Origin of the sequence: Pseudomonas sp. NFPP07 (genome assembly GCF_900115645.1) — a bacterium.
GTDB lineage: Bacteria > Pseudomonadota > Gammaproteobacteria > Pseudomonadales > Pseudomonadaceae > Aquipseudomonas > Aquipseudomonas chlororaphis.
In genome coordinates this window covers 137,749-156,175 of sequence record NZ_FOXG01000004.1, presented here as the reverse complement: position 1 = coordinate 156,175, position 18,427 = coordinate 137,749, and the positions used below count along the sequence as shown (strand labels likewise).

The following is an 18,427-nucleotide window of genomic DNA, read 5'->3' as shown; positions in this document are numbered from 1 at the left end:
GCGTGGGGTAATCCAGATGACGCAAGACGGATCTTCGCCGGCTGCCATGGCGCAACCGCTGTCAGTAGTCCAAAGCACCTGGCGCTGGCAGGTTCCAGCCCTGCAAAGCGGCGCCTTGCTGCTAGTGCTGTACGTCCTGTCCCAGGGGCTGCTTGCTTTCTATCTCGCCGTGCCGCTGATGCTGCTGATCGTCTGGCTGCCGCTCTTGCGCAGGGCCAAGGCCGCAGCGCCGGCGAGCAGCGTCGATAACCGCGAGATCGCCGCGCTGACGCGCGACCTGTCCTGCAGCACCAGCCATAACGCGCTGTCGGCCGCCGGCGTGGCCTATTCGGTCCGGCAACTGGCCGGGCGGGTGCAGTCGCAACTGGACTCGGCGGCGCGCATCGTCAGCAGCGCCGAGGCGATGATCCACACCGAGCAACTGGCCGCGCAGCTCAGCCAGCAGGCCCTGAGCGCCGCCAGCGAAGCCCATCGCAGCAGCGCCGAAGGCAGCGCGGTGCTGGGCGAGTCGATCGCCCGCATGCACCGCCTCAGCCAAAGCGCCAACGACAGCCGGCAACTGATCGAAGCCCTGAGTCAGCGCAGCGAAGACATCCAGCGGGTGGCGCTGGTGATCCAGTCGATCGCCAGCCAGACCAACCTGCTGGCGCTGAATGCCGCCATCGAGGCGGCGCGGGCCGGCGAGCATGGCCGCGGGTTCGCCGTGGTGGCCGATGAAGTGCGCGGCCTGGCCGGGCGCACGGCCACCGCCACCGACGAAGTCGGGGTGATGGTCGGCGATATCCAGCAGCGCACGGCCCAGGTGGTGGAACAGATCCGCCAGCTGTCCAGCGACCTGAGCACCGGGGTCGAGCAGGTCGAGTCCACCGGCCAGCACCTGCAGAACATCGCCCGGCTGGCGGCCGGGGTGGAAAGCCAGGTCGGCGAGATCGCCCGCGGCGCCGAGACCAACCGCCAGCAACTGGACAGCCTGTTCCATGCCGTGGAGCAGGTGCGCGGCGATCTGGCGGTGAGCGACCAGCAGACCCGCCGCCTGGCCGAGGCGGCGGCGCAGATGGAAGGGCAGGCGGAGATCATCAGCGAACGCCTGGCCGAGGTCGGCCTGGACGACTACCACCAGCGCATCTACGACCTGGCCCAGGAAGGCGCCCGGCGCATCGCCGAGCAGTTCGAGGCGGATCTTGCGGCCAACCGCATCAGCCTCGACGACCTGTTCGACCGCAGCTACCAGCCGATCGCCAATACCCAGCCGGTGAAATACCAGACCCGCTTCGACCGTTACGCCGATCAGGTGCTGCCGGCGATCCAGGAGCCGTTGCTGGCGCGTCACGAAGGCCTGGTGTTCGCCATCGCCTGCACGCCCCAGGGCTACGTGCCGACCCACAACAAGGTGTTCTCGCAGCCGCTGACCGGCGACCCGCAGGTGGATACCCTGCACAACCGCACCAAGCGCAAGTTCGAGGACCGCACCGGCCTGCGCTGCGGCAGCCACCAGCAGCCGTTGTTGCTGCAAACCTACACCCGCGATACCGGCGAACTGATGCACGATTTGTCGGTGCCGATCAGGGTCAAGGGCCGGCATTGGGGCGGCCTGCGCCTGGGCTACAAACCGGAGCAGACCGCCGCGGCCGCGCGCGGTTGAGCCTGGAAAAGGGCCGGTCATTGTTACCGGCCCTGCAACGAAGCTGTGCCAGAGATGGCTTTTTCCCAGCATTGGAACTCATTAGTATGAGCGACATTGTTAGCTAGCTAACTAGTTACCAGGAGAAGTCCTCATGCAAAGCAAAGTCGATGTCGCAGTGATGATTGGTAGCGGTGTACCGGCCACCTTTCGCGCGGTCGGGCTGAATGTGTGCTGGGTCGTGCTGGTCAATGGCGAGCGCCGCGGCGCGCCGTTCGTCAGCCGGGAAGAGGCCCTGGAGTGCCAGGCGTCCTGGCTGGCCCAGCTGGCGCGGGACAAGGCCGGACACCCAGTATTCAGCCGTTCGGCTTAACGGCGCTGATGCAGGCGCAGGTTGAGCTCGTCGACCACCCGCGCCCAATCGGCGTCTTCGCGCAGTTCTTCCTTGAGAAAGGCCGCCTGCCGGGGCGTCCAGAAGTCGGCGTCGATCATCCGCACGTCCGCGGGCAGTGGCGAATGTTGCTCGATGAACGCGTCGATGGCGTTGGGGCTGGAGTCCAGGCCGAGTTGATCGAACAGCCCTTTGAGGTCGTGGGTCGGCGAGTCCATGTTGATCTCCTTGCTGAGGGATTATCCGGGCATTGTCTTGCATCTGAGGCGCCGGGCAACCAGGAGTTCGATTGGCTTGCCGGGGGCTCAGACCTCGCTGCCGATCACCGCGCTTTCGGCCTGGAACAGCGCCACCTGGGCCATCGACAAGGCGCTGCTGGCGGCCTGCGCCTGGGCCTGGGCGGCGGACAATGCCTGCATGTGCGCGTCGGTTGTGCGATGCCGGGCGGCGCTTTGTACCATCGCCAGGCGCTCGTTGGCCTTGCGCAGCCTTTGCTGCAGTTGTTCGATCTGCTTGCGCAGCAGCTTGATGCGTTTCTTTTTCGCTTCGAGCACGCCGTCGGGAGCAGCGTTGGTCGCCCGAGTGATCGCGGTGCGCAGGTCAAACGGATCGCTCGCCGGGCTTTCGCTGGCCGCCGCGCCGGGCAGGGCGAACTCGGCCAGGGACGGCAGGCGGGCAGGTGGGTTGAGGTCGATCATCATGGTGCTCTTGAAATGAAGGCTCACCAATATGTCGGTCGGGCGCGGCAATCCTTTATTGCCGTTCAGAGGTTCAGGGCGCCCTGGTCGACGGCCTGCTTGAGGGCGCGGGCGGCGTCCTTGGCGGCGGCTTCGGCCAGTTCCGCGGTCTTGAACCAGCGGTCCTTTTCCACCTGGTGGCAGCGCACGGTGCGCAGCGGTGGCTTGGCGCGCATCACGATCACGGCCTGGAACTCGCCCTCGACATCCCGGGCCTCGCCATGGATGAAAAACTCGCCTATATCGAATTCCGTCACGTCCGACTTTCCCCTGGAAATTATGCTGGTGAAGCCTGGCCGGTGGCCGGCTTCAAGGTCGCGGCAGTATGGCAGTTGTTGCCGGTCGATGGCTGAGTTAAGTCACGCAAGTGGCTGACCGGCAGGGTGAAAGAGGTTTTTTCAGCGATTTGCTAACGCATGGGTTGCTCTGAATACATAAAGTTGCTCTAGAATTGCCCCGGCAGTCAGAGATTGATGTTTACCTGCAGCACTCCCGTCCCATTAAGGGTGACGAAAGGATCGTGAGGTTTTCCGATCGACAGTGAGTGCGCAGCTTTCTCGGCGAGCTGGAATCACTTCTTCTGCGCTTGATGCGGGCCAAACGGTCCGGTAGTCCTTCCGGTCTTTCTGGGGAGGGGCGCTCCGGTGTTTGCGCCTACGCGTTGGCGGGTGGTGCTTTTTCGGATTGTTTTCATGTGGAGTCACGGCGCCGGTTCGGCCGCCTTTTTCTGCTGTCCGTCGTTTACGCGGGCAGAGTCATTTTCAGTTTCGGGGATCTTTCCTTGGCAGTAAGTAATCTTGATATGCACGCGTTGTTCGTCCTGGGCGACTTGCGCGCAAAGTTGGTCAAACAGTTCCAGTCCCGTTTCGTCTACATCACCGAACAGACGCCGGAAGGCATTTACGTCGCCGAAATCGATACCGAGACGGCGCTGGTCGTGGACGACAAGCCGCGCCTGGAACTCAAGGTCGGCGACCATTTCCGCGCCGCGGTCCTGCCCAGCCGTGAGGGCGGCAAGTTCGAAATCCGGTTTCGCGAGATCAAGCTGGCCGTCTACGGCCTGGGCGAGTACGCCTTTGTCAGCACCGCCGACGGCCACGCCATCCTGTTCAAGGAAGGCCACAGCGTGGTGACGGTATTCGCCGCCAACCAGCAGTTGCAGGAAGGCCTGACCAAGACCCTGAAAGCCGTGACCGGCAAGGCCGCCAAATGGCGCAAGGGTGAACTGGTGAGCTTCAAGGCCAGCGAGTGAGCCGCGCCGAATTCCACCAGCAGCATCTTGCGCGCGCCCGCGCCGAGGCCCAGCGCCTGTTCGAACGCAAGGCCGTGCTGCAAGGCGCCTGGCTGGCCTGGGTGGCCTCGCAGCTGTATGTCCTGCAGCCGGCGGCATACGCCAGCATGGTGCGCCGCGAGTTGCAGCGCCTGCAGGAGCAGGGCGAAAACTGAAGTCCCCTCGAAAGCAGGAACCTCTACTACAGTCAGATGACTCAATTAGTCAGAGGCTTGCGGTCCCCGATCGCGAGACCATCCTGCAACGCTGTGAACAGCTAAAGGGGCACAGGCATGAAAGGACTGCGAACACTGCTGGGCGGCACGCTGCTTGGCTTGGGTATTTTGCTGGCGCCCGCCGGCGCCTCGGCGGCACCGTCGGTACAGCCGGCACAGGCGCCGATCCACTTCGCCGACCTGAACTGGGAAAGCGGCAGCCTGATCACCGATATCCTGCGCACCATCGTCGAGAAGGGTTACGGCCTGCCGACCGACACCTTGCCGGGCACCACCATCACCTTGGAAACCGCGCTGGCCAATAACGATATCCAGGTCATCGGCGAAGAGTGGGCCGGACGCAGCCCGGTGTGGGTCAAGGCCGAGGCCGAGGGCAAGGTGGCGGCCCTGGGCGACACGGTGAAGGGCGCGACCGAAGGCTGGTGGGTGCCGGAATACGTGGTCAAGGGCGACCCGGCCAAGGGCATCAAGCCGCTGGCGCCGGGCCTGCGCAGCGTCACGGACCTCAAACGCTACAAGGACGTGTTCAAGGACCCGGAAAGCCCGGGCAAGGGGCGTTTTCTCAACAGCCCCATCGGCTGGACCTCGGAAGTGGTGAACAAGCAGAAGCTCAAGGCTTATGGCCTGACCGACAGCTATGTGAATTTCCGCAGCGGTTCCGGCGCGGCGCTGGACGCCGAGATCACTTCATCGATCCGTCGCGGCCAGCCGGTCCTGTTCTACTACTGGTCGCCAACCCCGCTGCTCGGCCGCTTCAAGCTGATCCAGCTGGAAGAGCCGCCGTTCGATGCCGAGGCCTGGAAGACCCTGACCGACGCCGAGCACCCCAACCCACGCCCCACGCGCTCGCTGGCCTCGAAGCTGTCGATTGGCGTGTCCACGCCGTTCCAGAAGCAGTACCCGCAGATCGCCGAGTTCTTTAGCAAGGTCGATTTGCCGATCGAAGCGCTGAACAAGGCCCTGGCCGAGATGAGCGAGAAGCACACGCCACCCCGGGAGGCGGCGCGGGCATTCCTCAAGGCGCATCCGGACGTGTGGCGGGCGTGGCTGCCCGGGGATGTGGCGGACAAGGTGAGTGCCAGCCTGGATTGAGGGGCTGGGGAGATCGCTATCGCGAGCCAGCTCGCTCCTACAGGGTTACGCGAACTGTAGGAGCAAGCTGGCTCGCGATGCCTTTAGAAGCGGCTCTGCACCGCCAGCTCGAAGGCCCGCGGCGTACCCAGGTAGTAAGCCGGCGACACATGGGCGAACTCGGCGTAGACCTCGTTGGTCAGGTTGCGCACCCGCCCGGTGATCGAGGTGTGGCTGTCGAGCTGGTAGGTCAGGAAGGTGCCGTACAGGGTGTAGGAGGGCACGGTCAGGGTGTTGGCCGTATCGGCGTACACCGAGGCCACATAACGCGCATCCACCCCGGTCTGCCACTGCGGCGCCAGGTCATAGGTCAGCCACAGGTTGCCGACCCGGTCCGGCACGTTGGTCGGGGTATTGCCCTTGCGAGACACCACCACGCCCGCGGCGTTCTTCTCGGTGAACGCGTCGTACTGCGCATCGACCCAGGCGAAGTTGCCCTCGAGCAGCAGCTTCGGGGTGACCCGCAGCGAGCTGGCCACCTCGATACCCCTGGAGGTCTGCTGGCCCACCGGGATGCTCAGGGTCGGGTCCAGCGGGTCGGTCACCGCAAAGTCCTTGCGCTCGATACGGTAGGCCGCCAGGGTCGCCGAGCCGCGGCCGTCCAGGTAATCGAACTTGCTGCCCACTTCCCATTGCTTGCCCGTGGAGACATCGAAGTCCTGGGTAGCGCTGTTGGGCTGTTCGGCGGCAGTGCTGTATTGCACGTAGACGTTGGCGCCGGGCAGGAACTGGTAGGTCAGGCCGACCCGGCCGGTGACCGGCTCCCAACTGCGCTTGAGGTGCCGCGGGTTGCTCGCCGTCACCTGGCGGTGGTTGGTCACGTCCAGGTCGATGTGGTCGTAGCGCAGGCCGCTGAGCAGGGTCAGCCGGTCGGTCAGGGCCAGGCGATTCTCGACGAACAGCGCCTGGGTGGTGACCTCGTTGGTCTTGTCGGCAACAAAGCCCTGGCGGGTGCCCGGCAGGTCGTAGAAATGCCCCGGCTGGTAGTTGTTCGGGTCGACGCTGTTGGCCGCCTTGACGTTCAGTGGCGAGTTGGTGGTGCGGTTGACCTTGTATTCGAAACCGCCGGACCAGGCGCTGTCCAGGCCGAAGAGCGAGCTGTCGTGGCGCAGTTCGAACTGGTTGCCGTTCTGCTCGCCCTGGTGCCGCACCTGATAGGCCGTGGAGCGGTTCACCGCGCTGTTGTCGGCGTTGTACTGGTAGGTTTCCAGGTTGCGGTAATCGCGCTGGCTGTCCAGGTGATAGAGGGTGTTGCGCAGGCTGGTGCTGTCGTTGATCCGGTAGTCGACGATCGAGCGCACCCAGATCGTGCGCTGCTCGTAGCGGCCGTCCTCGACGTTGTAGTTGTTGAAGCGGTTGTGCTTGTCGATCTTCAACTCGCCGGCCTTGGGGTTGAGCACCGGGGTGCCCCAGTACGGGCTGTCCTCGTGTTCGTCCTGGTATTCCACGGCCAGGGTGTGGGACAGGTTCGGCGTCAGGTCGCTGAGCAGGGAAAACGCCAGGCTCCAGGCATCCCGTTCCTGGCGGTCGATGTAGCCGTTGCTGGTGTTGTGGCTGACGTCGAGGCGGGCGTAGTGCTGCATATTGTCGCCGGCCTCACTGAGGGCGTGGTTGAGGCCGAAGGCGGTTTGCGTGGTGTCGTAGCTGCCGTAGCTGACCCGGCCCTCGATGGCCCGCTCCTGGCGGTCGGCCAGCTTGGTCACGTAGTTCAGCGAACCACCCACGGAGCCTGCACCGTTGACCAGCGAAGAGGGGCCGCCGAGCAGTTCGACCCGATCATAGATCCAGGCGTCCACCGGTCGCGCCAGACCGCTGGACACGTTGATGCCGTTGAACATCTGGGTGATCTGGCTGTTGGTGAAACCACGGTACGAGACAAAGCCGCCGAACCCCGGCGGGGCGCTGGCATTGACCCCGGGCAGGGTGTTGGCGGCGTCCTGGAAGTTCTGCGCGCCGCGCCGCTCGATATCGTTGCGGTTGGCCACCGCCACCGAGGCCGGGGTTTCGCGGACGCTCAGGCCCAGGCGCGAGGCCATGCCGCTGGACTGGTCGAGGGCCAGGCCGGGTTCGGCGGGTTGCTCGCCGTCGATGGTGATCGGCGCCAGGTCGACGCTGGATTGCGCCCAGGCGCTGACGGACAGGCAGCCGCACAGGCTGGCCAGCAGGGGAATGTGTTTCATCGGTAGATCCTGAATGCTTGGCTAGGAAGCAGCCCACGAACAACCACCGTGGGTTAAGGCACGGGGCGGGCTGATGACAAGGGCGAAAGACTCAGGCGAAGGCGGGCGGCGCGCGCGGGTGGGCCGCGGGCCAGGTGAAGCGGGTGGGGACGTCGGCGGTGGCGCGCGGCGCCAGCGGTGGGCTGTGGTGCTGCGGCAGGATCGCCAGGGTCAGGCTGGAGTTGAACGCCGGGCCCATGCCGCCGGTGGAGCACAGCGGGCAACCGAAGGCCTTGGACAGGGTCGGCAGCGATTCATCGACCGGGTTGGAGGAGGCCGGCGCCTGGGTGCGCGGGTCCACCGTACAGAACTGGCCGCCGATCCCGTTGAGCTGCTGGCCGACCATTTGCCCGTGGCCGATGCTGCAGGCGAACACGTTGAACAGGACGCAACAATAGAGCATCCAGGCAACGAGCGAGCGATCGGTTCGGGTTAATTTCATGAGGCGGCACTTTACCATCGCAGGCGACGAACGTACTTACAAAAACGTGCAGGTGGGTCCATTCTTCAGCGACATTTTTTTGCCATGGACGTTTGCATATGAATGTTTTGATCGCGCAAGGGATGGCCGGAGCCTTCCTGCTGATCAGCCTGATCCACCTGTACTGGGCCGCCGGCGGCAAGCGCGGCAGCGACGCGGCGATTCCCCAGGTGCCGGGCAGGAGGCCGGGCGAGCTGGAGCCGGCGTTCAAGCCCTCGGGGTTCGCCACCTTGCTGGTGGCGGTGGGCCTGCTGCTGATCGCGATGCTGGTGTGCCTGCGGGTGGGCCTGTACCTGCCGACGGTGAGCCACCCGGCGCTGCAATGGGTGATCAGCGCGATGGCCTTGCTGATGTTCGCCCGGGCCATCGGCGATTCGAACCTGGTGGGGTTCTTCAAGGAGGTCAGCGGCTCCCGGTTCGCCCGGCTCGACACCCTGTTCTATTCGCCGCTGTGCGTGGTGCTGGGGGCGGGGCTGCTGGTGGTGGCCTGGAATTGAGTACCCTGTAGGAGCAGCCGGTCGACGCTCGATTGCTCGCGATAGCGGCGCCCCTGACACTCCGCGGGGCCTGCATCGCCAGCAAGCTGGCTCCTACAGATGTATTGCGATCTGGCAGTGGATCAGCTGCCGCTTTCGCTGCGCCGGCTGCTGACCTCCGCCGGTACGTCGTCGCCGGCCATGCGCTTGCGGAACAGCGCGGCCCGCGCCAGCAGCAGGGTGGTCACCGGCACGGTGATCGACAGCAGGATCGGGATCAGCCAGGCGTGCAGCACCGGCCCCGACTTCATCCCCGAGAAATACAGGATCGACGCCAGGGCCACGCACCAGGCGCCCAGGGTCGAGGCCAGGGCCGGCGGGTGCATGCGCTGGAAGTAATCCTTCATGCGCAGCATGCCCAGGGCGCCGATCAGCGCGAAGCTGCTGCTGAGCACCAGCAGGATTGCCACCGGTATCTCGATCCACCACGACAGTTCACTGACGGCATTCATTCGATCACCTCGCCACGCAGGAGGAATTTGGCCAGGGCGAAGGAGCCGACGAAGCCGAACAGGGCGATCAGCAGCGCCGCCTCGAAGTAGGTGTCGCTGGCGTAGCGGATGCCCAGCACCAGCATCATCAGCATCGCCAGGATGTACAGGTAGTCCAGAGCCAGGACCCGGTCCTGGGCCGAGGGGCCCTTGAACAGCCGGACCAGGGTCAGGACCATGGCCACGGAAAACAGGAACAGGCTGAACAGGATCGCATTCGCGAGCAGGGCGCTCATTCGAAGATCTCCATCAACGGACGCTCGTAGGTCGTCTTGAAGTGGTGGATGAAAGCCGCTTCGTCGTCCAGGTCGAACACATGCAGCAGCAGGATGCTGCGGTCCAGGGACAGCTCGGACCACACCGTGCCCGGCACCACCGTAGTGATGGTCGAGAGCGCGGCCAGGCCGTTGGCGTCGCGCAGCTCCAGGGGGATCTTGACGAAGCGCGAGCGCGGCGGGCGGCGCCTGGCGTTGAGTACGCCCCAGGCCACGGCCAGGTTCGACAGCAGCACATCGCGGCCGACCACCAGGAGCAGGCGCAGGATGGTCGCGGGGCGGCGGATGCGGATCGGCAGCGGGCGCAACGGCCGCATCATCAGCGGCGCGCAGAACCCCAGCAGGGCGCCGAGCAGCAGGTTGCCGGGGCTGACGGACAGGTTCAGCACCAGCCACAGCAGCCATAGCGCCAGCGACAACCAGGGAGCGGGGAACAGGCGCTTCATGGCTGCACCTCCTGCAACGCCGCCTGGGCCTCGGGGCTGGGGACCGCCCGGGTGCCGAGCACGGCCATCACATACTGCTGCGGATCGTTGAGGCTGTCGGCGGCGGCCTGGGTAAAGCGCAGCAGCGGCTCGGCCTTGACGGTCAGCAGCATGCACAGCCCGAGCAGGGCAATGATCGGCACGCACTCGAAGCGCCGCAGCAGCGGCGACGGCCGTTCTTCCGGGGTCCAGAAGCGCTGGATGCCCAGGCGCGAAAAGGCGATCAGCGACGCCAGGCCGGAAAGGATCAGCAAGGCCAGCAGGCCCCAGGCGGCGCCGGACAACGGCGCATCCGTGGCCTGGCCCAGCCCGGCAGGGTTGAGCAGGGCGCCGATCAGGCTCAGCTTGCCGATGAAACCCGACAGCGGCGGCATGCCGATGATCAGCAGCGCGCAGGCGATGAAGCTCAGGCCGAGGAAGGCCATGGTCCAGGGAATCACCTGGCCGACCACGGCCTTCTGCTCGTCGTCGAGGTTGGTGCCCGGTGGCGGTTGCAGCGACTCCTGGGGCCGGGGCAGGGTTTCGACTTCATCCTCCAGGGGGATCTCGTTGGCCGAGCGCGAGCGTTCGATCAGCTCCGCCAGGAGGAACAGCGCGCTCAGGGCCAGGGTCGAGCTGACCAGGTAGAACAGCGCGCCGGCAATCAGCCTGGGCTGGGCGAAACCGATCGCCGCCAGGAGGATCCCGGCCGAGACCAGGATGCTCAGGCTGGCCATGCGCTCCAGGCGTTGCGCGGCGAGGATCGCCAGGGCCGCGCCGACGATGGTCGCCATGCCGCCGTAGATCAGCCAGTCGCCGCCGAAGTAGGCCGAGGCCCCGGCCTGGCCGGAGAACAGCAGGGTCCACAGGCGCAGCAGGGTGTAGACCCCGACCTTGGTCATGATCGCGAACATCGCCGCCACCGGCGCGCTGGCCGCGGAGTAGGCCGGCACCAGCCAGAAGTTCAGCGGCCAGATGCCGGCCTTGGCCAGGAACGCGGTGGCCAGGATCGCCGCGCCGGCGTGCAGCAGGCCACGGTCGGCTTCCGGCACCAGCGGGATCTTCAGCGCCAGGTCGGCCATGTTCAGGGTCCCGGTGACGCCGTAGATCAGCGCCGCGCCGATCAGGAACAGCGACGAGGCCAGCAGGTTGATCGCCACGTAGTGCAGGCCGGCGGACACCCGCGCCCGCCCCGAGCCGTGCAGCATCAGGCCGTAGGAGGCGGCCAGCAGCACTTCGAAGAACACGAACAGGTTGAACAGGTCGGCGGTCAGGAAGGCACCGTACAGGCCCATCAGCTGGATCTGGAACAGCGCGTGGAAGCTGGCCCCGGCGCGGTCCCAGCGGGCCATGGCGAACAGCAGGGCGCTGACGCCGATGATCCCGGTGAGCACCAGCATCAGCGCCGACAGGCGATCGACCACCAGCACGATGCCGAACGGCACCTGCCAGTTGCCCGGCAGGTACACGCCGACGGAGCCGGGCACGCCGGTCTGCTGGGTCCAGCACAGCAACAGCACGGAAATGCCCAGGCCGAGCATGCTGGAGAACAGGTTGATCCTGGCTTTGAGCGGGCGATGTTTCTCGCCGAGCATCAGCATCACCGCGGCGGTCAGCAGCGGCAGCAGGATGGGCGCGACGATCAGGTGCGGCATCAGGTTCATTCCTTGGGCTCCCGGCCGTCCACATGGTCGGTGCCGGTCAGGCCCCTGGACGCCAGCAGCACCACCAGGAACAGCGCGGTCATGGCGAAGCTGATGACGATCGCCGTGAGCACCAGCGCCTGGGGCAGCGGGTCGGTGTAGTGCAGCAGGTCCTGGGGCACGCCGTCCTTGATGATCGGCTCCTTGCCGATGAACAGGCTGCCCATGCTGAAGATGAACAGGTTGACCCCGTAGGACAGCAGGCACAGGCCCATCACCACCTGGAAGGTCCGTGGCCGCAGCACCAGCCAGACGCCGGAGGCCGCCAGCACACCAATGGCGATTGCAATGACTTCTTCCATCAGGCGGCTCCTGGCTTGGCTTGGGGTTTGACTTGGGCACGCACCGACTGGTGCGCCAGCGCGGTGAGGATCAGCAGGGTCGAGCCGACCACCACGGCATACACGCCGATGTCGAAGAACAGCGCGCTGGCGATATGGATATCGCCCAGCAGCGGCAGGTCCAGGTGCAGGGTATGGGTGGTCAGGAACGGGTAGCCGAACGCCAGGGCGCCGAGCCCGGTCAGGGTGGCGAACAGCAGGCCGGTGCCCATCCAGCGCAGCGGCCGCAGGCTCATCTGGGCCTCGACCCACTGGGTGCCGGCGACCATGTATTGCAGGATGAACGCCACCGACATCACCAGGCCGGCGACGAAACCGCCGCCCGGCAGGTTGTGGCCGCGCATGAACAGGTAGAACGACACCACCAGGGCGATCGGCAGCAGCAGGCGCACCAACACCGCCGGCACCATCATGAAGCCCAGGGCGGTGTCGCTGGCGTGGCGCGGGTTGACCAGGTCGGTGACCACGTCGGGCGCCAGCAGGCGCTGCTGGGCCGGCAACTGCATGCTTTCCTTCGGCGGGCGGAAGCGTCGCAGCAGGGCGAACACGGTCAGGGCCACGGCCACCAGCACGGTGATCTCGCCCAGGGTATCGAAGCCGCGGAAGTCCACCAGCATCACATTCACCACATTGCTGCCGCCGCCTTCCGGCAGGGCGCGGCTGAGGTAGAACGAGGAAATGTCGTTGGGGGTCTGGCGGGTCAGCATGGCGTAGGACAGCACGGCCATGCCCAGGCCGACGGCGATCGACAGCAGCAGGTCGCGCAGGCGGCGGGCACGGGCCTTGGGCAGGCTGCTGGGCAGCGGCGAAACATCCTCGATCCGCCGGGGCAGCCAGCGCAGGCCGAGCAGGATCAGCACCGTGGTCACCACTTCCACCACCAGCTGGGTCAGGGCCAGGTCCGGCGCGGAGAACCAGACGAAGGTCACGCAGGTCATCAGCCCGCAGACGCTGACCATGGTCAGGGCCGCCAGGCGGTGGTACTTGGCTTGCCAGGCGGCGCCCAGGGCGCAGGCGATGGCCAGCAGCCAGAGGGTGACGAAGACGATGGAGCCCGGGATCTTCGGCCGGTCGCCCCAGCTCAGGCTGCTGTAGAGCATCGGGATCAGGCCGGCCAGCACCGCCACCAGCACCAGCAGGAACAGCTGGGTCTGCAGGCGCTGGGTGCTGATCCGCCGCTCCAGGCGCCGGGCCAGGCGCATCATGCTCACCAGGCTGCGCTCGAACAGGCGCTTGCCGTTGAAGCGGCCGATCAGCGGCGGATAGGCGAAATCACCGCGCACCAGCGGGGCACGCAACAGCAGGTAGAGCACGATGCCGCAGGACATGGCGATCAGGCTCATGATCATCGGCGCATTCAGGCCGTGCCAGATCGCCAGGCTGTACTCCGGCAACGTGCCGCCAACCACCGGCTGGGCGGCCGCGGCCAGCAGCGGGCCGACCATCTGCGCCGGGAAGATCCCCACCAGCAGGCAGGTGAACACCAGCAGTTCCACCGGCGCGCGCATCCAGCGCGGCGGCTCGTGGGGCGTGTGCGGCAGGTCTTCGGCCGGTTTGCCGAAGAACACGTCCACGGTGAAGCGCAGGGAATAGGCGACGCTGAAGGTCCCGGCGATGGTGGCGATCACCGGCAGGGCAGTCTCGACCCAGGCGGTGGAATTGATGAACACCGTCTCGGCGAAGAACATCTCTTTCGACAGGAAGCCGTTGAGCAGCGGCACGCCGGCCATGGAGGCGCTGGCGACCATGGCCAGGGTCGCGGTGAACGGCATCAGCTTGATCAGGCCGTTGAGCTTGCGGATGTCGCGGGTGCCGCTTTCGTGGTCGATGATGCCGGCGGCCATGAACAGCGAGGCCTTGAAGGTGGCGTGGTTGAGGATGTGGAACACCGCGGCCACCGCGGCCAGCGGGCTGTTCAGGCCCAGCAGCAGGGTGATCAGGCCCAGGTGGCTGATGGTCGAGTACGCCAGCAGGCCCTTGAGGTCGTTCTGGAACATCGCGCAGTAGGCGCCCAGCACCAGGGTCGCGGCCCCGGCGCCGCCGACGATCCAGAACCATTCTTCGCTGCCGGACAGCGACGGCCAGAGGCGGGCGAGAAGGAAGACCCCGGCCTTGACCATGGTCGCCGAGTGCAGGTAGGCCGAGACCGGTGTCGGCGCGGCCATGGCGTGGGGTAGCCAGAAGTGGAAGGGGAATTGCGCGCTTTTGCTGAGGGCGCCGATCAGGATCAGCGGCAGGAGAATGGGGTAGAGGGCATGGGCTCGGATGAGATCTCCGGCAGCCAGGACCTGGTCCAGGTCGTAGCTGCCGACCACATGGCCGAGCAGCATGACCCCCGCCAGCAGGCACAAGCCCCCTGCGCCGGTGACCATCAGCGCCATGTAGGCCCCGCGCCGGGCATCGGAGCGGTGGTGCCAGTAGCCGATCAGCAGGAAGGAGAACAGGCTGGTCAGTTCCCAGAAGAACACGATCTGGATCAGGTTGCCGGAAATCACCAGGCCGAGCATGGCGCCCATGAAGGCCAGGAAAAACGCGAAGAAGCGCGGCACCGGGTCTTCCGGCGACATGTAGTAGCGCGCGTACAGCGACACCAGGGTACCGATGGCCAGCACCAGCATGGAGAACAGCCAGGCGAAGCCGTCCATGCGCAGGACGAAGTTCAGGCCGAGGCTGGGCAGCCAGTTGAACTCTTCACGGATCACGCCGCCATGGGCGATCTGCGGGTACATCGAGGCCACCGCCACGCTACCGGCCAAGGCGACCAGGCCTGCCAGCAGGGACTCGGTGTTACGCGCGTTGTGCGGCAGCAAGGCCGCCAGACAGCTGCCGATAAAAGGCAGAAGCAGTAGAACTATCAGGGACATAGGCTTCTAATCTGCGGGAAATTGTGATGCATCATACGTGCCGACTCTGTGATCACCAACCTTGAAGCTGTGGCAGGATCCTACAAAACCCCTTCGGCCAGCCGTCAAGGCAGGGGATAAGAACCGGCTTGGCCGAAAGCCCTGGCAGTTTGCCCGGGGTGAATGACAACAAAGCGCTGCGCGCGGTGTTATGGTCGCGCCCCTCGGCAACGGACCCGCTTGAAAGGAAGCAGACAGTCCCTTTATGACCCTCGGACCCTTTACCCGCAAAACCCTCGCCAGCCTGCTGTTGATGGCCCTCGGCGGCTGGATCGTCTGGCTGTGGCTGACCCTGGCCGGGCCCACTGCCGGCATGAGCCGCTTCAAGACCCTGGAGCCCTTGTCGATCGAGGGGCAAGCAGCGGCGGCCTTGCCCGCCGGCTCCGTGCTCTATTACGACACCGGCTTTGCCGAGGGCCATGGCCGTTACCTGGCGTACTTCTATCACAAGGGCGTGATCGCCCAGGAAGCCTTGCCCAAGGCCTTCTGGCCGGGGCAGGAGCGGATCAGCCCCTTGTGGTTGTGGAATATCGATCCCGGGCAGGTCCCGGAGAAGACCATGACGCGAGAGGACATTGTCGCCGCCGTACAGGCCGGCCAGCTGTCCCGGCAGGAGCTGGCGGCCATCCTCCAATCGTTGCCGCGCTAGCTCAGCGTTGCGAGTCCGCCGTTTCATCCAGCCGATCCGCCTCGACCACTTCGCCGCTCTTACCCTTGGTCTTCAACTCGCTGACGATCACCGCCGCGACGATCAGCGCGCCGCCCAGCAGGGCCAGGGCCGGCAGGCGTTCGCCGGCGATGCGCCCGACCAGCCCGGCCCACACCGGTTCGCCGGCGTAGATCAGGGTGGCGCGGGTCGGCGAGACGCTTTTCTGCGCCCAGTTCATCGCCACCTGGATCGCTGCGCTGGCGGCGCCCAGGCCCAGGGCGCTGGCCAGCAGCAGCCAGGAAAAGTCCGGGATGGCTTCCTGGGTCGGTACCACCATCAGGAACGACAGCACCGAGGTCGCGGCCAGTTGTACTACGGTGACCCGGCGCACATCGACCTGGCCGGCATAGGTGCTGATCAGGATGATTTCCGCGGCGATGGCCACGGTGCTGATCAAGGTGGCGATTTCTCCCGGGCTGAAGTCCAGCGCGGCGCCGCTGGGCCCGGAGAGCAGCATCAGGCCGGTGAAGGCCAGCATGATGCCGATGCTCGGCATCAGCCCCGGGCGCTTGCCCATGAACAGCCATTGCAGCAGCGGCACGAAGGGCACGTACAGCGCGGTGATAAAGGCCGACTGGCTGCTGGGAATGCTTTGCAGGCCCACGGTCTGCAGGCCGTAGCCGAGCATGATGGCGGTGCCGATGAAGACCCCGGCCTTGAGTTCGAACAGGGTCAGCCCGCGCAGGCTGCGCAGGGAGAACAGCCCGACGATGCAGGCCGCCGCGGCGAACCGCAGGCCGACGAAGAACATCGGGCCGCTGACGGTCATGGCGTGCTGCACCGTGAGAAAGGTGCCGCCCCAGACCATGGTGATCAGCACCAGCACACACTCGGCTTTGCTCAGTTTGAGGAAGAAGGAAGAAGATTTGCAGGAGTTCACCGACGTCATGCCCTTGCGTGCTACCCGGGGCGGCCGCACAATGCGCCGCGAAGTTGGGCAGTATACTGCGCAAACCCATACAGTGAGCAATATAGTGCACAAAGATCCTGGGCAGCGCGCTTCCGTGCTGCAGCATGTCAGTCACAACGTCCGGCGCCTGCGCCACGCCGCCGAGCTGAGCCAGAGCGCCCTGGCGGAAAAGTCCGGGGTCAGCCGGCGCATGCTGGTGGCCATCGAGGCCGGTGAGAAGAATGTCAGCCTCAGCACCCTGGACCGTGTGGCCGAAGCCCTGGACGTGGCCTTCAGCGACCTGATCCAGGCCCCCGATGCCCGCGACCCGAGTCGGATCAACGAGCTGGCCTGGGCCGGGCTGATTCCCGGGAGCAAGGCGGTGCTGCTGGCCAAGGCCAACGCCTGCCGCGAAGTGGAGCTCTGGGAATGGCGCCTGGAGCCGGGCGAGCAATACCTGTCGGAACCGGATGCCGAAGGCTGGAGCGAGCAGCTGTATGTCTTCGAGGGTTGCCTGACCCTGGTCCTGGGCGAGCAGGAGCGGCGCCTGGACAGCGGCGAGTTCTTCATGTTCGCCAGCAACCTGCCGCATGCCTATCGCAACGATGGGGCGGTGGCGGTGCGTTTCGTGCGCAACGTGGTGATCTGAGCACTGTTGCCTGGGCAACAGTGCTTGAACATTTTGCCTGTTTTCAATTGATGCTATTTCTTATGAATATCAATCAACTTACTGATTTATAAGACTTATAGTCTTCGGCACGACTTCTGCAATCTCCAGATCAGAACGGATCTTCCGCATTCGACAGGACCTGGAGTCGGCCATGACAGCCACTGCTCAACCCACCCGAACCGCCCACATCATCCACTCCGACGCCGAGGCGATTGCCGTCGCCCGGACCCTGGCCGAACGTTTCGCCGTCGAGGCCAGCGTGCGCGATCGCGAGCGGCGCCTGCCGTTCGCCGAGCTGGATGAGTTCTCCGCCAGCGGCCTGTGGGGCATCACCATTCCCAAGGCTTACGGGGGCGCCGGGGTGTCCTATGTGACGGTGGCGCAGGTGATCAAGATCATTTCCGCCGCCGACTCGTCCCTCGGCCAGCTGCCGCAGAACCACCTGGGTGTGCTCGACATCCTGCTGCAGACCGCCAGCGAAGAGCAGAAGCGCTACTACTTCGCCAAGGTGCTGCAGGGCTATCGCTTCGGCAATGCGTTCTCCGAAGCCGGCAGCAAGCATGCCGGCGCCTTCGAGACCCGCATTCGTTTCAACGCCGACGGCGCGCGGATCGACGGCGAGAAGTTCTACTGCACCGGCGCCTTGTTCGCCCATATCGTGCCGGCGGTGGCGGTCGACGAAGAGAACAAGGCGTTCATCGCCTTTATCGAACGGGATAACCCCGGCCTGACCGTGATCGACAGCTGGGACGGTTTCGGCCAGCGCACCACCGCCAGCGGCGGGGTCACCCTCGACGCGGTGCAGGTGCCGCTGAGCGCGGTGATCCCGGCCCATCGTGCATTCGACGAGCCCACCGCCGACGGGCCGATCTCGCAGATCATCCAGGCGGCGGTGGACACCGGCCTGGCAGTCGGCGCCCTGGAAGAAGCCAAGCGCCACGCGCGCCAGTCGCGCCCCTGGATCGACAGTGGCCAGGATCATGGCTGGCAGGACCCGTTCACCATCGCCGCCATCGGCGACCTGGAATGGCGAGTGCACGGCACCGAGGCGATCCTGGAAAAAGCCGGCCTGGCCATCGACCAGGCACTGCGCGAACCCAACGAAGACACCGTGGCCCAGGCCTCGGTGGTGGTGGCGCAAGCCAAGGTGCTGTCGGCGGAAAGCGCCTTGCTTGCCAGCAGCAAGCTGTTCGAACTGGCCGGCACTCGCTCGGTGCTGGGCAAGTACAACCTCGACCGCTACTGGCGCAACGCGCGGACCCACACCCTGCATGACCCGGCGCGCTGGAAATACCACCTGATCGGCAACTTCCTGCTCAACGGCGTCAAGCCGGCCCGCCACGCCTGGAACTGAGGAACC

At 65.8% G+C, this 18,427-nt stretch carries 20 protein-coding genes and 1 pseudogene; 9 read left to right on the top strand and 12 right to left on the bottom strand.

The window, feature by feature from the left end; translation table 11 throughout:
* Nucleotides 1-16 precede the first annotated feature (16 nt).
* Nucleotides 17-1,642, top strand: coding sequence for a methyl-accepting chemotaxis protein (locus tag BM019_RS11885; protein WP_092418348.1), 1,626 nt, complete (start codon nt 17-19; stop codon nt 1,640-1,642).
* A gap of 133 nt (nt 1,643-1,775) precedes the next feature.
* Nucleotides 1,776-1,994, top strand: coding sequence for a hypothetical protein (locus BM019_RS11880; protein ID WP_092418347.1), 219 nt, complete (start codon nt 1,776-1,778; stop codon nt 1,992-1,994).
* Here the strand turns inward: BM019_RS11880 and BM019_RS11875 are convergent.
* The 3 genes from BM019_RS11875 to BM019_RS11865 form a co-directional block, all read right to left on the bottom strand.
* The gene (locus BM019_RS11875; RefSeq protein WP_009043390.1) at nt 1,991-2,230 is read right to left on the bottom strand and encodes a DUF2789 domain-containing protein; all 240 of its coding nucleotides are present in this window, start codon (nt 2,228-2,230) and stop codon (nt 1,991-1,993) included. The two genes, BM019_RS11880 and BM019_RS11875, sit on opposite strands and share 4 nt — an antisense overlap.
* A gap of 87 nt (nt 2,231-2,317) precedes the next feature.
* Nucleotides 2,318-2,710, bottom strand: coding sequence for a hypothetical protein (locus BM019_RS11870; RefSeq protein ID WP_175510634.1), 393 nt, complete (start codon nt 2,708-2,710; stop codon nt 2,318-2,320).
* Between the two features lie 65 nt (nt 2,711-2,775).
* Nucleotides 2,776-3,006 carry a hypothetical protein gene (locus tag BM019_RS11865; RefSeq protein ID WP_007923647.1) on the bottom strand — a complete coding sequence of 77 codons (231 nt, stop codon included), beginning with the start codon at nt 3,004-3,006 and terminating at the stop codon, nt 2,776-2,778.
* A 545-nt stretch (nt 3,007-3,551) separates the two neighbouring features.
* On the opposite strand from BM019_RS11865, the gene BM019_RS11860 reads away from it, so the two are divergent.
* The 3 genes from BM019_RS11860 (at nt 3,552) to BM019_RS11850 (ending at nt 5,347) form a co-directional block, all read left to right on the top strand.
* Nucleotides 3,552-4,001, top strand: a complete 450-nt coding sequence (locus tag BM019_RS11860; protein ID WP_007923648.1) for a hypothetical protein — start codon at nt 3,552-3,554, stop codon at nt 3,999-4,001.
* Nucleotides 3,998-4,195 (top strand): hypothetical protein, encoded by a 198-nt coding sequence (locus BM019_RS11855; RefSeq protein ID WP_007923649.1) that lies wholly within the window; start codon nt 3,998-4,000, stop codon nt 4,193-4,195. The genes BM019_RS11860 and BM019_RS11855 overlap by 4 nt, the downstream gene beginning before the upstream one ends.
* Before the next feature lie 117 nt (nt 4,196-4,312).
* The gene (locus tag BM019_RS11850) at nt 4,313-5,347 is read left to right on the top strand and encodes an ABC transporter substrate-binding protein (protein WP_092418346.1); all 1,035 of its coding nucleotides are present in this window, start codon (nt 4,313-4,315) and stop codon (nt 5,345-5,347) included.
* Nucleotides 5,348-5,430: 83 nt separating this feature from the next.
* On the opposite strand, the gene BM019_RS11845 is transcribed toward BM019_RS11850, so the two are convergent.
* Both BM019_RS11845 and BM019_RS11840 read right to left on the bottom strand, forming a co-directional pair.
* Nucleotides 5,431-7,566: a TonB-dependent receptor gene (locus tag BM019_RS11845; protein WP_092418345.1), complete on the bottom strand. Its 2,136-nt coding sequence runs from the start codon at nt 7,564-7,566 to the stop codon at nt 5,431-5,433.
* Nucleotides 7,567-7,657: 91 nt separating this feature from the next.
* Complete coding sequence (locus BM019_RS11840) at nt 7,658-8,047, bottom strand: DUF2946 domain-containing protein (protein ID WP_053260741.1); 390 nt, start codon at nt 8,045-8,047, stop codon at nt 7,658-7,660.
* Nucleotides 8,048-8,145: 98 nt separating this feature from the next.
* Here BM019_RS11840 and BM019_RS11835 point away from each other — a divergent pair, with 98 nt between their 5' ends.
* On the top strand, nt 8,146-8,583 hold the full coding sequence (locus tag BM019_RS11835; protein ID WP_062825509.1) for a DUF3995 domain-containing protein: 438 nt from the start codon (nt 8,146-8,148) through the stop codon (nt 8,581-8,583).
* Nucleotides 8,584-8,705: 122 nt separating this feature from the next.
* On the opposite strand, the gene BM019_RS11830 is transcribed toward BM019_RS11835, so the two are convergent.
* The 6 genes from BM019_RS11830 to BM019_RS11805 are packed head-to-tail and all read right to left on the bottom strand — an operon-like array spanning nt 8,706 to nt 14,760.
* Nucleotides 8,706-9,074, bottom strand: coding sequence for a Na+/H+ antiporter subunit G (locus BM019_RS11830; RefSeq protein ID WP_007932797.1), 369 nt, complete (start codon nt 9,072-9,074; stop codon nt 8,706-8,708).
* Nucleotides 9,071-9,349 (bottom strand): K+/H+ antiporter subunit F, encoded by a 279-nt coding sequence (locus tag BM019_RS11825; RefSeq protein WP_009043397.1) that lies wholly within the window; start codon nt 9,347-9,349, stop codon nt 9,071-9,073. Before BM019_RS11825 ends, BM019_RS11830 begins: the two co-directional genes overlap by 4 nt.
* Entirely contained in the window at nt 9,346-9,834 is a 489-nt protein-coding gene (locus BM019_RS11820; protein WP_092418344.1) for a Na+/H+ antiporter subunit E, read from the bottom strand. The genes BM019_RS11825 and BM019_RS11820 overlap by 4 nt, the downstream gene beginning before the upstream one ends.
* Nucleotides 9,831-11,516, bottom strand: a complete 1,686-nt coding sequence (locus BM019_RS11815; RefSeq protein ID WP_092418343.1) for a monovalent cation/H+ antiporter subunit D — start codon at nt 11,514-11,516, stop codon at nt 9,831-9,833. Before BM019_RS11815 ends, BM019_RS11820 begins: the two co-directional genes overlap by 4 nt.
* On the bottom strand, nt 11,513-11,857 hold the full coding sequence (locus BM019_RS11810; RefSeq protein ID WP_003202835.1) for a Na+/H+ antiporter subunit C: 345 nt from the start codon (nt 11,855-11,857) through the stop codon (nt 11,513-11,515). Before BM019_RS11810 ends, BM019_RS11815 begins: the two co-directional genes overlap by 4 nt.
* On the bottom strand, nt 11,857-14,760 hold the full coding sequence (locus BM019_RS11805; protein ID WP_092418342.1) for a monovalent cation/H+ antiporter subunit A: 2,904 nt from the start codon (nt 14,758-14,760) through the stop codon (nt 11,857-11,859). The genes BM019_RS11810 and BM019_RS11805 overlap by 1 nt, the downstream gene beginning before the upstream one ends.
* A 244-nt stretch (nt 14,761-15,004) precedes the next feature.
* Between BM019_RS11805 and BM019_RS11800 the strand changes: the two genes are divergently transcribed.
* Complete coding sequence (locus tag BM019_RS11800; RefSeq protein ID WP_092418341.1) at nt 15,005-15,448, top strand: hypothetical protein; 444 nt, start codon at nt 15,005-15,007, stop codon at nt 15,446-15,448.
* 1 nt (nt 15,449) lies between these two features.
* Here the strand turns inward: BM019_RS11800 and BM019_RS11795 are convergent.
* A pseudogene (locus BM019_RS11795) lies at nt 15,450-16,467 on the bottom strand (DMT family transporter).
* A gap of 15 nt (nt 16,468-16,482) precedes the next feature.
* On the opposite strand from BM019_RS11795, the gene BM019_RS11790 reads away from it, so the two are divergent.
* Both BM019_RS11790 and BM019_RS11785 read left to right on the top strand, forming a co-directional pair.
* Nucleotides 16,483-17,046: a helix-turn-helix domain-containing protein gene (locus BM019_RS11790; protein WP_009043403.1), complete on the top strand. Its 564-nt coding sequence runs from the start codon at nt 16,483-16,485 to the stop codon at nt 17,044-17,046.
* A 172-nt stretch (nt 17,047-17,218) separates the two neighbouring features.
* Nucleotides 17,219-18,421, top strand: a complete 1,203-nt coding sequence (locus tag BM019_RS11785; RefSeq protein ID WP_009043404.1) for an SfnB family sulfur acquisition oxidoreductase — start codon at nt 17,219-17,221, stop codon at nt 18,419-18,421.
* The last annotated feature ends 6 nt before the right edge of the window (nt 18,422-18,427 follow it).

What these genes read in the sequence shown, in the direction of transcription:
- BM019_RS11800 (WP_092418341.1), top strand. Translation starts at nt 15,005, where the DNA reads ATGACCCTCGGACCCTTTACCCGCAAAACCCTCGCCAGCCTGCTGTTG.
- BM019_RS11815 (WP_092418343.1), bottom strand. Translation starts at nt 11,516, where the DNA reads ATGAACCTGATGCCGCACCTGATCGTCGCGCCCATCCTGCTGCCGCTG.
- BM019_RS11785 (WP_009043404.1), top strand. Translation starts at nt 17,219, where the DNA reads ATGACAGCCACTGCTCAACCCACCCGAACCGCCCACATCATCCACTCC.
- BM019_RS11820 (WP_092418344.1), bottom strand. Translation starts at nt 9,834, where the DNA reads ATGAAGCGCCTGTTCCCCGCTCCCTGGTTGTCGCTGGCGCTATGGCTG.
- BM019_RS11880 (WP_092418347.1), top strand. Translation starts at nt 1,776, where the DNA reads ATGCAAAGCAAAGTCGATGTCGCAGTGATGATTGGTAGCGGTGTACCG.
- BM019_RS11860 (WP_007923648.1), top strand. Translation starts at nt 3,552, where the DNA reads ATGCACGCGTTGTTCGTCCTGGGCGACTTGCGCGCAAAGTTGGTCAAA.
- BM019_RS11810 (WP_003202835.1), bottom strand. Translation starts at nt 11,857, where the DNA reads ATGGAAGAAGTCATTGCAATCGCCATTGGTGTGCTGGCGGCCTCCGGC.
- BM019_RS11870 (WP_175510634.1), bottom strand. Translation starts at nt 2,710, where the DNA reads ATGATCGACCTCAACCCACCTGCCCGCCTGCCGTCCCTGGCCGAGTTC.
- BM019_RS11805 (WP_092418342.1), bottom strand. Translation starts at nt 14,760, where the DNA reads ATGTCCCTGATAGTTCTACTGCTTCTGCCTTTTATCGGCAGCTGTCTG.
- BM019_RS11875 (WP_009043390.1), bottom strand. Translation starts at nt 2,230, where the DNA reads ATGGACTCGCCGACCCACGACCTCAAAGGGCTGTTCGATCAACTCGGC.
- BM019_RS11850 (WP_092418346.1), top strand. Translation starts at nt 4,313, where the DNA reads ATGAAAGGACTGCGAACACTGCTGGGCGGCACGCTGCTTGGCTTGGGT.
- BM019_RS11825 (WP_009043397.1), bottom strand. Translation starts at nt 9,349, where the DNA reads ATGAGCGCCCTGCTCGCGAATGCGATCCTGTTCAGCCTGTTCCTGTTT.
- BM019_RS11830 (WP_007932797.1), bottom strand. Translation starts at nt 9,074, where the DNA reads ATGAATGCCGTCAGTGAACTGTCGTGGTGGATCGAGATACCGGTGGCA.
- BM019_RS11840 (WP_053260741.1), bottom strand. Translation starts at nt 8,047, where the DNA reads ATGAAATTAACCCGAACCGATCGCTCGCTCGTTGCCTGGATGCTCTAT.
- BM019_RS11835 (WP_062825509.1), top strand. Translation starts at nt 8,146, where the DNA reads ATGAATGTTTTGATCGCGCAAGGGATGGCCGGAGCCTTCCTGCTGATC.
- BM019_RS11845 (WP_092418345.1), bottom strand. Translation starts at nt 7,566, where the DNA reads ATGAAACACATTCCCCTGCTGGCCAGCCTGTGCGGCTGCCTGTCCGTC.
- BM019_RS11885 (WP_092418348.1), top strand. Translation starts at nt 17, where the DNA reads ATGACGCAAGACGGATCTTCGCCGGCTGCCATGGCGCAACCGCTGTCA.